Genomic DNA, 12,961 nt, shown 5'->3' on the forward strand with positions numbered 1-12,961 from the left:
AAGCCGGGGGCGACCCTGGGCTCGCCGCCGCACCCGTCCGCGCGTGAAGGAGGCCGCCGTGGCCCACGATGAGATCGTCCTGCACGAGGGAGACCTTGTGCTCGTCCTCGGCTCCGGCGGCGGAATCGACGTCCTGCCGTCCGCCCGCCGCGTCGGCCCCACCGGCAGGGTCTACGGGCTGGACGCCACCTCCGACATGCCGAGCCTCGCCCGCGACAACGCCGCACAGGCCGGCGTGACCAACACCGAGTTCCTGCACGGCACCATCGAGCACGTCCCCCTGCCCGGCCGTGCGGTCGACGTGGTCATCTCCAACCGCGTCGTCGACCTGTCCGGCGACAGGGCCGCCGCCCTGGCCGAGGCGTTCCGCGTCCTGCGCCCCGGCGGCCGCTTCGGCGTCGGCGACGTCGTCACCGAGGACGCCGTCCCCGACCAGGACCTGCGCCGCCGCACCGAGACCCGCATCGGCTGCGAGGCCGGTTCCCTGACCGCCGGCGAGTACCGCACCCTGCTCCTGGACGCAGGCTTCACCGGCATCACCATCACCCCCACCGCCGACCACGGCGACGGCGTCCACTCGGCCGTCGTCAAGGCCGCCAAGCCGCCCGTCGCTCCCGGTTTTGAGATCCGCCCGATGCGGGCCGAGGACGCCGGGCAGGTTCTGAGCGTCTACCAGCTCGGCCTCGATACCGGCCACGCGAGCTTCGAGACCACCGCCCCGGCCTGGGAGACGTTCAGTTCCGCCCGCCTCGGCCATTTGCGGTACGTCGTCGCCGACACCCGTACGGACCAGGTGGTCGCCTGGGTGGCCGCCTCCCGCGTCTCCGCCCGTCCCGTCTACGCGGGCGTCGTCGAACACAGCATCTACGTTCACCCCGATCACGGCTCCCGGGGCCTGGGCCGTGCCCTTCTGAACGCCTTCGTCACCGCCAGCGAGGACGCCGGCGTCTGGACCGTCCAATCCGGCGTGTTCCCCGAGAACACCGCCAGCCTGGCCCTGCACCAGGCGGCCGGCTTCCGCGTCCTCGGCACCCGCGAACGCATCGGCCGCCATCACGGCGTCTGGCGCGACGTCCTCATGATCGAACGCCGCAGCCCCGCCATCTGACGTCACCGGTGACGCGGTTCGGCCTCCGTGGCGGGAGGAGTAGAGCGTATTCGAGGGGCCTAAGGCGCTGAAAAACCCATTGCCGCCCATTCACAGGAGGTTCCGTGAAGGTCAGCGTCGTCATTCCCGCCTTCAACGTGCGGAGCAAGTTACGCCTTTTGCTGTACACCCTCGCGCACAGCGTGCTCGATCCGGGAGACTCCTTCGAGCTCGTCGTCGCCGACGACGGCTCCACCGACGGTACCGGCGAGATGGTCGCCGAGCTGGCGGGCCGTGGCGATCTGACCTACCTCTACCTTCCGCGCACCGATCGGTCGAGCCGGGCGGCGGCCCGTAACGCGGCCATCGCCAAGGCCACAGGGGAGCTCATCGTCATGGTCGACGCCGATACGGTGGTCGGGCCGACCTATCTCGCCGAACACGTCCGTTATCACCGGCTCAGGAATGATCTCGTCGTGATCGGCTCCCGCCCGGATCTCGGAGACGGAGACTTCGACGAGGAGCGCCTCAGCCGCGAATTCACCTTTGACGCCATGCCCGCCGTCGCCTGGGGCGATCCGCGCGAGCAGGTGCTGGCCGAATTCTCGGGCAACATGAACCGGCTCGCCATCTGCTGGCATCTCCTGTTCACCTGCAACGCCTCGGTCCGCGTCGAGCACCTGCGCCGGCTCGGCGGTTTCGACGAGGCGTTCATCGGCTGGGGACTTGAGGACACCGACCTGGGGTATCGGCTGCGGCAGGCGGGAATGGCCTTCGCTTTCAACGCCTCGGCCGTGGCCTACCACCAGCGGCGCCGGGGGATAGACGCCGCGATGTACAGCGACTGGGTCCGCAATCTCGCCTACATGATGGCCAAGCATCAAGCGCCCGAAGTGGCGATCCAGTCGATCGCCGGCCTGGCCATGAACCCTGCTGGCCGGCGGATCGGCTGGGTGGAGGCGATGCGCTGCTTCGAGGTCGCCGCGCGGGCCCTCGATGGCCGGCTGCCGGTGCCCCTCACCTACCGGCTCGTGGTGGTCGAGGAGGACACGGTCGACGCCGCTACGGCGGAGTTGGCGGCCCGCGGTGCGACGAGCGATCTTCTCATCATCGACGAGACCAGCGGCGCCGAGCTGGCCGGCCCGGTCCAGTGCGTGGACACCCGCGGCGAGCTGCTCTACTTCCACCGGCCGTCGGCGACGCGGCGAGCCGAGATCTTCAGCCGCTACCCGGTGGCCGGCGGCTGAGCAGTGCTGCGCACGGAGTCGGCTGGTGGTGCCGTCAGCGAGCACTCCACGAGCTTCTACTCGACCTCGGTGTCCTCGGGAGCGCTCCTGGCCAGCGCGGCGAGAGTCGCCAGCGCCGTGGCCAGGGTGCCGGGCGGTGGTGCGGACAGGGCGAGACGGACGGCGTTGGGTGCGCGGGCCGTGACGACGGTGAAGGCCGCGCCGGGGGTGACCGCGATGCCACGACGGGCGGCGGCGGCGACGAAGGTGTCGGCCCGCCATGGGCCGGGCAGGCGCCACCAGCAGTGGAAGGCCTGCGGGTCGGCCTCGACGGCGAACTCGGCGAGGTGCTCGCGCACGAGCCCTTGGCGTGCCGCCGCGTCGCGGCGTTTGATCTCTTGGAGAGTGGCGACGGTGCCGTCGGTGAGCCATCGCGTCGCGGCCTCGACGGCGAACCGCGGAGCGGTCCAGCCGCCTGAGCGCAGCGCCGAGGCGACCCGGTCGCCGATCGCCTCCGGTGTCACCGCGATGCCGATGGTCAGACCCGGGGCCACTCGCTTGGACAGGCTGTCGGTGACGATGACGTGTTCGGGCGCGAACGCGGCCAGCGGTGGTGGATCATCGCTGAGGAACGCGTAGATGCGGTCCTCGACCGCGTGGATCCCGAGTTCCCGCAGAGTGGCGGCGATCTCGGCGCGCCGCCGTTCGGGCATGGTGACGCCGAGCGGGTTGTGGAGGGTCGGCTGGAGGTAGACGGCACGCAGTGGCCCGGCCGATCGGATGGCTTCCGGGAGCACCCCGCGGTCGTCCATGGCGAGCGGGACCAGGGTGATGCCGAGGCGGGTGGCGATGCCCTTGACCAGCGGGTAGGTCAGCTCCTCGACGCCGAGGCGGTCACCGGCCGGAACGAGTGCCGCGAGCGCGGCGGCGATCGCCTGCCGCCCGTTGCCCGCGATCAGCAGGCGTCCGGGGCCGGGGCTCCAGCCCGGACGCGACAGCATCGCGGCCGCAGCCGCCCGCACCGCCGGCGTACCCGCGGCGCCCACGGGGGCGAGCGCGTCCGCCAGCACGTCGGGACGCAGCATTCCGCCCAGGCTCTCCGCGAGCAGCGCGGGCTGCTCTGGAGGCAGGGAGAAGTTCAGCTCCAGGTCCACTCGTGCTCGGGCCGGCTCGGCGAGTGCGGGCTCGCTCGACGACGCGGCGGCGCGGATGAAGGTGCCGCGCCCGACCTCGCCGACCGCGAGGCCGCGGCGGATCAGCTCGCCGTACACCCTCGCCGCGGTGGAGCCGGCGATGCCGTGCCTGCGGGCGAACCGCCGCTGGGGCGGTAGCCGGTCCCCGGGCCTGAGCCGGCCGGAGACGATCTCTGCCGCGAGCACGTCCGCGATCCGCCGGAAGTCGTCCATGTTCTCTCTGGCCAAGATTGCTCCGAGTGCAATTATCTCTATTGCACCGAGATAATGCCCCTAATAGCATCGAGCTGTCAAAGCCTGGACGAACAGGAGAGACTCACGGTGGACACTTTCATCTCCGGGCAGGTCGCCATCGCCTATGACGACCACAATCCCGAGGGCACCGGGCCGCCGCTGGTGCTCGTCCACGGGCACCCCTTCGACCGCTCGATGTGGGCACCCCAGGTCGAGCACGTCGGCGGGGAAGGGCGCCGGGTGATCGTCCCGGACCTGCGCGGCTACGGCCGCAGCACCGTCGTCCCGGGCAAGACGCCGCTTCAGACCTTCGCCCAGGACATCGCCGGCCTTCTCGACCACCTCGACGTCGCGGAGATCGTCCTCGGCGGCCTGTCCATGGGTGGGCAGATCGTCATGGAGTTTCATCGCCTGTTCCCGGACCGACTGTGCGGGCTGGTGCTCGCCGACACCGCCGCGCAGGCGGAGACCGAAGAAGGCAGGCGAGTTCGCAACGCCATGGCCGACCGGCTGCTCCGGGAGGGTTTGGGCGGGTACGCGGAGGAGGTCCTGGACAGGATGCTGGCGCCGGCCGGCATTCGGAGGTTTCCCGCGGTAGCCGAGCATGTCATCGGAATGATGCGGAGAACGCCTCCCGAGGGCGCGGCCGCCGCGCTGCGCGGCCGTGCCGAGCGCCCCGACTACATGGCGTCACTGTCGCGCGTCCGCGTGCCCACGCTCATCGTCGTCGGCGGCGATGACGAGTTCACCCCGATCGGTGACGCCCGGCTCATGCACGAGGTCATCCCAGGCTCCGCGCTCGTCGTCATCGAGGACACCGCGCACATGCCCAACCTCGAACGGCCGGCCGAATTCAACATGGCGCTGAGCAGGTTCCTCGACTCGATCCCCCGAAAGCCGTGAGCCCGATGACCATGACCGCGTTCGTGACCGGCGCCCGCCGGGCGTCCTCGACATCAACGCTGCGATCAACATCCTGGCCGCCGGGCGGGCGGACGGCTGAACACCTGTGGAGGGCCGGTCAGACCATGCTTCGGGATGGCACAGCCCCGCGAAGCGGGAAGCCACGGCAGTGCCGCCGCGTGAACGGGGTGCCACAGGCCGGAATCTTCGGGCACGCGCGTTTCGCTGGTCAGCGGCATGACGGGCAAACGCGAAAGCCGGTGACCCGTCGTTGACAGGTCACCGGCTTTGTGGCCCATCGACTCTGTTACGTGATGAGCGGTACCGCCATGAAGCTATTTCAGACCGGTCGTGCGTCTTTCACCGGCTGGTAAGATCAGTAACAGTCCAGCCTGATGTTGCGGTCGTCGCCGTCGTAAACCTTCTTCCAGAACGGGCCTGTGTACCAGGAGCCCCCGTAGTAGGCCGAGCAGCCACTCCAGACGTAGAATCCGTCCGCATCCTTGACTCCGATGTCTTTCGAGCTCTGGCCGGGAGACAGCGCGCGCCAGGTGGACGAATTGTTATAGTTTCCCCAGTCCGTGGTGATCCGGAGCAGGTCATCAGAAGCTGAGTTGTTCTTGACGACTCCACACAGGAGCCCTCCGAGGCTGCACGTTCCCATAGGGGAGACGTCCTGGTCGGTGGCGGCGTTCGCCTGTGCCCCGGAGAGCCCGCCGAGAGCCAGGAGCACACTCGCGGTCACTCCGATGCCGATCCTCTTAACGTGCTGCAGCATGCTGTTCCTCTCGTCCGAAGTGCCCCTTGGCGCTTTCGCTGACGCGCCGCCTCGAAGGTCCACCGAGTTATCGCGACTTTCACATCGCGCCCCTGTGGCCGCTGGAGGCCCGGGCAAGAGCAAGCTTCCTAGATGCTAAGCGAAATGTCCTTACCAATCTGCGTCACGTACTTGACTTTCCGTGCCAGCCGCGTAAGAAGGTCACCGGTTCCCGCCGGGCTCGTCCTTTCGTCTCAGGTCGCGAGGCGGTGGAGCAGGGGGGTGATGCGGTAGTCGACGAGTTGGCGCATGACCAGGGCGGTGTTGGTGCGTTCGACGCCGGGAATGGCCAGGACCTGCCCGGCGATGCGGTAGAGGTCATCGGCGTCGGCGGCCACGATGTGCGCGAGCAGGTCGACGGGCCCGCTGATGCCGTGGACCTGGAGCACCTCGGGAATGCCGGCGAGCGCGTGGGCGACGTCATCGAGTTCGCGCTGGGTCACCTGGATGGTGACGAAGGCGGTCAGCGGATAGCCCAGGGCCGCGGGATCGATCCGGCGCTCGAAGGAGTCGAGCCCCCTCCCTTGTTCCAACCGGTTGAGCCTGGCCTGCACCGTGTTGCGGGACAGCCCGGTGTGCTCGGCCAGCGCGATGGCGGTGGCGCGAGGGTGTTCTGTCAGGGCGAGCAGGAGGTTTGCGTCGGTCGGGTCGATCCGGTCATCGGTTGGCATAATGCACACCCTGTCCACGCGCTCTTTGATCAACAAGTGCAACCTGCACACTTCGCACTGCAGAAGTTGTGCATGTCATCACAATATGGTGCCCTTTGATGCAATCGTGCGTCATTTGGAGGGGCCATGGGCATCTCGCCCATAAGAACCGATCTTCTGCGAGACATCGAGCGCCGCGTCCTGTGGCTGTCGACGGCGATGGTCCACCACGCCAACCGCGTCCGGCCGAACCCGTCCGGTCTCAAGGTGGGCGGCCACCAGGCGTCGTCCGCGTCAATGGTCTCGATCATGACGTCGTTGTGGTTCGGTCACCTCAGCCCCGAGGACCGGGTGTCGGTCAAGCCGCATGCCTCTCCCGTCCTGCACGCGATCAACTATCTGCTCGGCGAGCTGGACGAGGCGTATCTGACGACGTTGCGTCAGTTCGGCGGACTGCAGAGCTACCCCAGCCGGTCCAAGGACCCCGACCCGGTGGACTACGCGACCGGATCGGTGGGCATCGGGGCGACCGCCCCCATCTGGGGCGCCATGGCTCGCCGGTACGTGAACGCGGGCTCGGGCCGGCAGTACTCCCTGATCGGCGACGCCGAGCTCGACGAGGGCGCGGTGTGGGAGGCCGTCCTCGACCCCGCGGTCACGGAGCTCGGGGAGATCGTCTGGGTGGTCGACGTCAACCGGCAGTCGCTCGACCGCGTGGTGCCCCATCTTGCCGCCGCACGTCTGCAGGGCATGTTCGCCGCCGCCGGCTGGCAGGTGCTCACCCTGAAGTACGGGCGGCTGCTGCAGGAGCTGTTCGGCCGCCCCGGCGGTGAGGCGCTGCGCAGCCGTATCGACCACATGCCCAATCCGGAGTACCAGCGCCTGCTGCGCTGCACCGCCGAGCAACTGAGGCAGCGGCTGCCCGGCGGCGACCAGGACATCTCCCGGCTACTGGAGGATCTCGACGACGCGACTCTGCTCGCGGCCGTCCGTGACCTGGGCGGGCATGATCTCGACGAGCTCAACCAGGCCTACTCCGCCATCGACGACGGCCGTCCCACGGTGATCTTCGCCTACACGGTGAAGGGCTACGAGCTGCCGGTTCAGGGGCACCCGCAGAACCACTCCTCCCTGCTGACCACCGACCAGATGCGCGAACTGGCCGGCAGGTTCGGCGCCGACCCCGGCAAGCCCTGGCAGCGGTTCCCGCACGACAGCGAGCAGGAGCGGCTGTGCGCGCAGACGGCCCAGCGGCTGCGCAGGGAACGGCCGTCGCCACAGGAACCGCCGCCGCTCCCCGTCGACATCGGCCGTACGCCGACCGGGACCGCCACCACCCAGGCGGCGCTCGGCCGTACGCTCATGGATCTGAGCCGGGAGGCGCCCGAGGTGGCGCGTCTGCTGGTGACGGTCAGCCCGGACGTCAGCTCCAGCACCAACCTGGGCGGCTGGGTGAACAAGGTCGGCGTGTGGTCGCCGAACGAGCGCGTGGACTGGTTCGCCGACGACGCCGAGACGATCTTGCACTGGCGGGAGAAGCCGACCGGGCAGCACATCGAGCTCGGCATCGCCGAGACCAACCTCGTGGGCCTGCTCGGCGAACTCGGCGCCACCTGGAGCCGCTGGGGCCGGCCGCTGCTGCCGATCGGCGTGATGTACGACCCCTTCGTCGAGCGGGCGCTGGAGCCGTGGTCGTTCGGAATCTACGCCGGAGGCCAGTCGATCCTGGTCGGCACCCCCTCCGGGGTGACCCTCGCACCCGAAGGCGGTGCGCACCAGTCCATCACCACCCCCTCCATCGGCATTGAACAGCCCGGTTGCGTCACCTACGAACCGGCGTTCGCCATCGACGTCGAGTGGACGCTGCTGGCCGCCCTCGCACGCCTGGGCAGGCCGGACGGCGGCTCGGCCTATCTGCGGCTGTCGACCCGGCCCATCGACCAGTCCCTCGCCGCCGTGCCCGCCGATCCGGCCGCCCGCGAACGCCGCAGACGCCAGGTCGTGGCCGGGGCCTACCATCTTCGCCGCAGCGACGGAGCCGCGGTCACCATCGCGGCCATGGGCGCGATCGTCCCAGAGGCCCTCGCGGCCGCCGAGCGGCTGGAACGCAACGGCGTCATCGCCGACGTCGTCTGTGTCACCAGTCCTGATCTGCTGTTCCGGGCACTACGCGCCCGCCAGGGCCACGACGAGGGCCCGAGCTGGATCCTCGACCAGGTGTTCCCCGCCGCGCGCGCGACGCCGCTGGTCACGGTCCTGGACGGCCACCCGCACTCTCTCGCCTTCCTGGGCACCGTCAACCAGGTGCCCACCGCCGCACTCGGCGTCACCCGTTTCGGCCAGTCCGGAGACCTCGAGGACGTCTACCGCTACCACGGCATCGACGTCGACGGCATCATGGGCGCCGCCCTCGACCTCGTCGAGTAGGGCGAAGCGGGACGATCGGTGCGCCGCGCGCCGCCGGAGTGGTGGCGCGCGGTGGGGCGGTCATCGTCCGGCGGCTCGGCGTGCCGCCGCCACGATCGTGTTGTCGCTGATGGCCCAGGCCACCTCGAAGTAGTCGCCCTCGGGGGCGGCCAGGTAGGCCGACCGTCCGGCGCGACGGGTTTCGTGGCCGGTGAGGGACTGCTAGCTTGCCTTCGCCACCACAGATCACGAGTGCCCTTTTCGCGGCCGCACGTTGAAGGCGGAGAGACGCAGTGAACACACCACAGCAGCCGCAGCCCGCCGGTCCGCTTCGGCCCGGCTACTATCCCGACCCGGGCGGCCGGCCATGCCTGCGCTGGTGGGACGGCGGCAACTGGACGCCCAATACGGCTCCGGCACCACCGCAGGCGCCTTCACCGGCCCCGCCTCAGCCGTCGAAGGGGTCGGCGGGGAAATGGCTCGCCGTCGTCGGAGTCGTTCTCGCCCTGGCGGCGCTGGGGTGGCTGGTTCCGACAGCGGTGGCCCTCTTCCGGGATATCAACCCGGTGGTGCTGGTCATGCCTGCGGGGGAGGAGGTCAAACGGAACGAAGTAGGCCAGATCCTGGACGAACTCGCTACGTACGTCAGCGTGAAGGCCGGCGACGCGAACTCCACTGCGCGTTGGACCTTCTGTGACGCGATTCCGGCCGCTTTTCTGAAGGCCGGGATCAAAGCCCGGTATCCCTCCGGTGAGGGGGCATTCGTCGGGGCGTGCGTCGACGCTCGCTGATCTGGTCTCCAATGGTGCCCGAGCTCGCCGCCGGCGCTGGTGCGCGATGGAGCGCTGCGGCAACCGCCACAAGCTCCGCGCTCTCCGCGCCCGGCAGGCCACGCACCCGTGACGCGGCCTGGAGCGCGCGCCGACGCCACTCCTTAATCGGTTGCGCCTGTGGTTAGCGTGGTCGTCATGGCAGAGATCGATGGTGAGACGTTCGTCCGCGACGGGTTCGTGAAGGTGGCCGCGACGGTGGCGCCGGAGCTGGCCGAGGCGGCGCTGACGCAGGCGTGGGAGCAGCTGGGCGGCCGCTCCGCCGGCGATCCGTCCGGCTGGGACGAGCCGGTGATGTGGGCGTCGGACCTGAGCGGTCAGGGGCCGCTGGGCGAGATGGCGCGCAGCGCTCGGCTGGCGCGGGCACTGGACGAGGTGTGCGGGGCGGACGGCTGGGCACCGCGTGGCGCGCTGGGCATGATCCCCGTACGGTTCCCCGGCAAGGCGGCGGTCGACGATCGCGGGTGGCACATCGATGCGAATGTGGCCCTGCCCGGCGGGACGTACGCGGTCAGCGGGCGGCCGGAGATGATGCTGGTGCTGACGTTGCTGTCGCGGGTGGGCCCGGATGACGCGCCGACGCGGATCCGGGTGGGTTCTCACCGGGCGGCGGGGGAGGCGCTCGCAGGGCAGGTGCTGGACCCGATGAAGGCCGGGCCGGTGGTCGACGAGGCCACGCGAGACTTCCCGGTGGCGTACGCCACGGGCGAGCCGGGCGATGTGTTCCTGGTGCACCCGTTCACCGTGCACGCCGCCGACGAGCACCGGGGGTCGCGGCCGCGGTTCATGGCGCAGGGGCCCGTACTGCTGAGGCGGCCGGTCTCGCCGGAGGCGGGCAACCTGCTGGGGCTGGCACTGTCCTGAGTGTCCATCCGAGTGACGACGGATCGATCGGCCGTCCGCCGGACCAAGCCGTGGATCTCCCGCGGCGGCACGGAACCCTGGGGCCCGCCGAGGATGAAAGCTTCATCCGCCGCGGTTCGACGGTGAGCGAGGCGGACGTAGGGTGATCAGGCCGCTACCGCAGCCGATGACGGATTGTGGGGGGCAAAAGATGCTCGCTCCACGGCCGGAGGTGTCCCCTCATCTCTCGCGCCGTTGCTTTCCGGTCGGCGCGGTGGGACGTTGTGCGACATGCGTGCTGTATCGGGGCGATGGGGTGTGGCCGGTGCTCTGGCCGCGCTCGCGATCGTCGTAGGTACGGGGTGGCCGGGCGGCTTCCCCGCGGGTGTGGCCACGGCCGGGGTCTTCGCCAGTCCGACGCCGTCCCCCACCGGTCCGGAACTGGTCTACGTCGCCAACGTCCGCGGTCCGGTGACGGCATATCCGGCCGCCGGCAGCACGGGTGCCGTGTCGCCGGTGCGGCGACTTGCCGACCCGGGCGATCCGAACACGTACTGGGGGCCGTGGGGGATCGCCTTCGACAACCGTGGGAACGCGTACGCGCAGAGCTTCCTGTCGGACGCGACCACCTTCGTGTACCCGCCGGGCGCCACGACGCCGAGCCGGATCTTCCGCGTCGCCGGGCCGGATTCCCGGGCGGTGGCGGTGGACACGGCGGGGTACGCGTACGTGGCGACCGGCCAGGCCGAGGCGGGGATCTCGGTGGCGGCGCCGGGGGCGAGCGGCGTGGCCGCGAACGTCTACACGGTGCCCGCTGTCCGCCAGATCCCGCTGGACGAGACGGGGTTCTACCCGTGGCCGGGCGTCCTGACCACGGACACGTCCGGTCATGTGATCGCCGCGGTGGCGCGCTCGACCGGCAACGCGGTGGAGTTCTTCTCCGGCGGCTCCTCCGGCGGTGCCACGCCGGTACGGGTCATCGCCGGGCCGCACACCGGCCTGGGCAGCTGCTCCAGCACGTGCGACCACATCTCGGTCGCCTACTCCGCCTTCACCGGGCGGCTCTACGTCGCGGTCAGCCAGGGGCAGCAGACCCGCATCAACGTGTACGCCGGCACCGCGTCCGGGGACGCCGCCCCGGTGCGCGTGATCTCCGGACCGGCGACCGGCCTGGCCGGGAAGGTCGTCACCGGCATCGCCGGCAGCCAGGCCGACGGCACCATCTACGTGCTCACCAAAGCGGCCCTGTTCGACAGCCCCGGCAGCATCCTGGCCTTCGACCGGCTGGCCGGCGGCAACACGCCGCCGCGGCGTACCTTCACCGACGGCGGCACCGGACTGCGGGACGGGCTCGGCATCGCGGTGTCATCCGCCCGCTGAGTCGCGGGTGGGGCCGGATGACGCGCCGGCGCGTCATCCGGGTGGGTTCTCACCGGGCGGCGGCCGGCACTGGCGGGCTGCCGTAGCCGGCCAGGAAACCCGGATTCCGGCGCATGGAAACCTAGATTTCGGCCAGGAGGTAACCGGCGGCGGAAGGGGTGGTGAATTGGGTCGTCTCGAGTTGCCGGGCGCGCGGCGAGCACTGCAGGGTTGGGGAGCGATCACCGCTCCCCCCCACGATGGAAGTGCTTCCCTGTGCGTCTACTGGCGTTCCTCGCCGCCCTCGCCGCCGTGCTCCTCGTCGCCGCTCCGGCGCGGGCGCACGTCCGCACGACCTCGGTCGCGGTCGACCTGCGCGGCCAGGGCGACGGCGTCGCGGCCGTCGTCGACGTCGAGTACGACGTCCTCGCCCGGCTGCTGGGTCTCGACGGCGCCCTGAGCCCGGACGCCGCCGGCGCCGGCGGCACGGCCGCCGAGGTGCCGGCCGAGGTGCGGCGCACTTCGCTGGACGCGCACGCGAGCGACGCGGCGGCCTACATCGGCGGGCGGCTGCGGCTGAGCCGCGGCTCGATCGGGTGCACCGCCGGGGACGACGCACGCGTCGAACTCGCCGACTCCGGCGCGGTGCGGGTCGCGCTCGCCTACGACTGCCCGGCGTCCGGTGCGCTCACCGTCCGCAGCGGCGTCTTCCGCGTCTCCGACGGCGTCATCGACGAGACCGAGACGATGGTGGCCTACGACATCGACGGCCGCCGCGGTTCGACGTTGCTCGACGCCGGCCACACCAGCGTCACGGTGGGGCGCACCGACCTGCTCAGCGAGATCCCGCGGTTCGTCCGGCTCGGGGCGGAGCACCTGCTCTTCGGGCTCGACCACGTGCTGTTCCTGCTGGTGCTGCTGCTGGGCGCGAAGCGGCTGCGCGACGTCGTCGAGGTCGCCACGGCCTTCACGGTCGCACACTCGGTGACCCTGGTGCTGGCCGCGATCGGCTGGGTCAGCGTGCCCGGGTGGATCGTCGAGCCGCTCATCGCGCTGTCGATCGCGTTCGTCGCGCTCGACAACCTGCTCGCGCCGAGGACGAGCCACCGGCTGCCCGTGGTCTTCGGCTTCGGGCTGCTGCACGGGCTCGGCTTCGCGGACGCGCTCAGCGTCGACGGGCCGCTGTCGGCCTCGACGCTGGCCGACCTGGTGTCCTTCAACGCCGGCATCGAACTCGCCCAGTTGACGATCATCGCGCTGACCTTCCCGGCGCTGCTTCTCCTGCGCAGGGCCGCGACCACGCCGGTCGCCGTCCGCGCCCTCACGCTCGGCACCGTCGCGGCGGCCGTCGCCGTCGCCGGTACCGGTCTTGTCTGGTTCGCCGAACGTTCCCCGTTCCTGACCTGACACCTC

12 protein-coding genes are annotated in these 12,961 nt (G+C 70.5%); 9 read left to right on the forward strand and 3 right to left on the reverse strand.

Annotation, left to right across the window (positions count from 1 at the left end; translation table 11 throughout):
• Positions 1–58: 58 nt before the first annotated feature.
• The gene (locus ACFO60_RS06255) at positions 59–1,108 is read left to right on the forward strand and encodes a GNAT family N-acetyltransferase (protein WP_380838135.1); all 1,050 of its coding nucleotides are present in this window, start codon (positions 59–61) and stop codon (positions 1,106–1,108) included.
• Positions 1,109–1,212: 104 nt separating this feature from the next.
• Positions 1,213–2,334 (forward strand): glycosyltransferase family 2 protein, encoded by a 1,122-nt coding sequence (locus tag ACFO60_RS06260; RefSeq protein WP_380838137.1) that lies wholly within the window; start codon positions 1,213–1,215, stop codon positions 2,332–2,334.
• A gap of 56 nt (positions 2,335–2,390) precedes the next feature.
• Here the strand turns inward: ACFO60_RS06260 and ACFO60_RS06265 are convergent, their stop codons facing one another.
• Entirely contained in the window at positions 2,391–3,734 is a 1,344-nt protein-coding gene (locus tag ACFO60_RS06265) for an aminotransferase-like domain-containing protein (RefSeq protein ID WP_380838138.1), read from the reverse strand.
• Between the two features lie 93 nt (positions 3,735–3,827).
• Between ACFO60_RS06265 and ACFO60_RS06270 the strand changes: the two genes are divergently transcribed.
• Positions 3,828–4,643: an alpha/beta fold hydrolase gene (locus tag ACFO60_RS06270; RefSeq protein ID WP_380838140.1), complete on the forward strand. Its 816-nt coding sequence runs from the start codon at positions 3,828–3,830 to the stop codon at positions 4,641–4,643.
• Positions 4,644–5,019: 376 nt separating this feature from the next.
• Here ACFO60_RS06270 and ACFO60_RS06275 read toward each other — a convergent pair whose 3' ends face one another.
• Both ACFO60_RS06275 and ACFO60_RS06280 read right to left on the reverse strand, forming a co-directional pair.
• Positions 5,020–5,421: a hypothetical protein gene (locus tag ACFO60_RS06275; protein ID WP_380838142.1), complete on the reverse strand. Its 402-nt coding sequence runs from the start codon at positions 5,419–5,421 to the stop codon at positions 5,020–5,022.
• A 233-nt stretch (positions 5,422–5,654) separates the two neighbouring features.
• Entirely contained in the window at positions 5,655–6,131 is a 477-nt protein-coding gene (locus tag ACFO60_RS06280; RefSeq protein WP_380838144.1) for an Lrp/AsnC family transcriptional regulator, read from the reverse strand.
• A 126-nt stretch (positions 6,132–6,257) separates the two neighbouring features.
• Between ACFO60_RS06280 and ACFO60_RS06285 the strand changes: the two genes are divergently transcribed.
• From ACFO60_RS06285 to ACFO60_RS06310, 6 genes are all read left to right on the forward strand, one after another.
• Positions 6,258–8,537 carry a transketolase-like TK C-terminal-containing protein gene (locus ACFO60_RS06285; protein ID WP_380838146.1) on the forward strand — a complete coding sequence of 760 codons (2,280 nt, stop codon included), beginning with the start codon at positions 6,258–6,260 and terminating at the stop codon, positions 8,535–8,537.
• 272 nt (positions 8,538–8,809) lie between these two features.
• Complete coding sequence (locus ACFO60_RS06290; RefSeq protein WP_380838148.1) at positions 8,810–9,307, forward strand: DUF2510 domain-containing protein; 498 nt, start codon at positions 8,810–8,812, stop codon at positions 9,305–9,307.
• Positions 9,267–9,419 (forward strand): CGNR zinc finger domain-containing protein, encoded by a 153-nt coding sequence (locus ACFO60_RS06295; RefSeq protein ID WP_380838150.1) that lies wholly within the window; start codon positions 9,267–9,269, stop codon positions 9,417–9,419. Before ACFO60_RS06290 ends, ACFO60_RS06295 begins: the two co-directional genes overlap by 41 nt.
• 65 nt (positions 9,420–9,484) lie before the next feature.
• Positions 9,485–10,210 (forward strand): phytanoyl-CoA dioxygenase family protein, encoded by a 726-nt coding sequence (locus ACFO60_RS06300; protein ID WP_380838152.1) that lies wholly within the window; start codon positions 9,485–9,487, stop codon positions 10,208–10,210.
• 270 nt (positions 10,211–10,480) lie between these two features.
• Complete coding sequence (locus ACFO60_RS06305) at positions 10,481–11,569, forward strand: hypothetical protein (RefSeq protein ID WP_380838153.1); 1,089 nt, start codon at positions 10,481–10,483, stop codon at positions 11,567–11,569.
• Between the two features lie 255 nt (positions 11,570–11,824).
• Entirely contained in the window at positions 11,825–12,955 is a 1,131-nt protein-coding gene (locus ACFO60_RS06310) for a HupE/UreJ family protein (RefSeq protein ID WP_380838155.1), read from the forward strand.
• Positions 12,956–12,961 lie beyond the last annotated feature (6 nt).

Origin of the sequence: Sphaerisporangium dianthi (assembly GCF_042654065.1) — a bacterium.
GTDB lineage: Bacteria > Actinomycetota > Actinomycetes > Streptosporangiales > Streptosporangiaceae > Sphaerisporangium > Sphaerisporangium dianthi.

Excerpts from the sequence above, each read along its gene's own strand:
- ACFO60_RS06285 (WP_380838146.1), top strand. The coding sequence starts at position 6,258 with ATGGGCATCTCGCCCATAAGAACCGATCTTCTGCGAGACATCGAGCGC.
- ACFO60_RS06300 (WP_380838152.1), top strand. The coding sequence starts at position 9,485 with ATGGCAGAGATCGATGGTGAGACGTTCGTCCGCGACGGGTTCGTGAAG.
- ACFO60_RS06275 (WP_380838142.1), bottom strand. The coding sequence starts at position 5,421 with ATGCTGCAGCACGTTAAGAGGATCGGCATCGGAGTGACCGCGAGTGTG.
- ACFO60_RS06305 (WP_380838153.1), top strand. The coding sequence starts at position 10,481 with ATGCGTGCTGTATCGGGGCGATGGGGTGTGGCCGGTGCTCTGGCCGCG.
- ACFO60_RS06280 (WP_380838144.1), bottom strand. The coding sequence starts at position 6,131 with ATGCCAACCGATGACCGGATCGACCCGACCGACGCAAACCTCCTGCTC.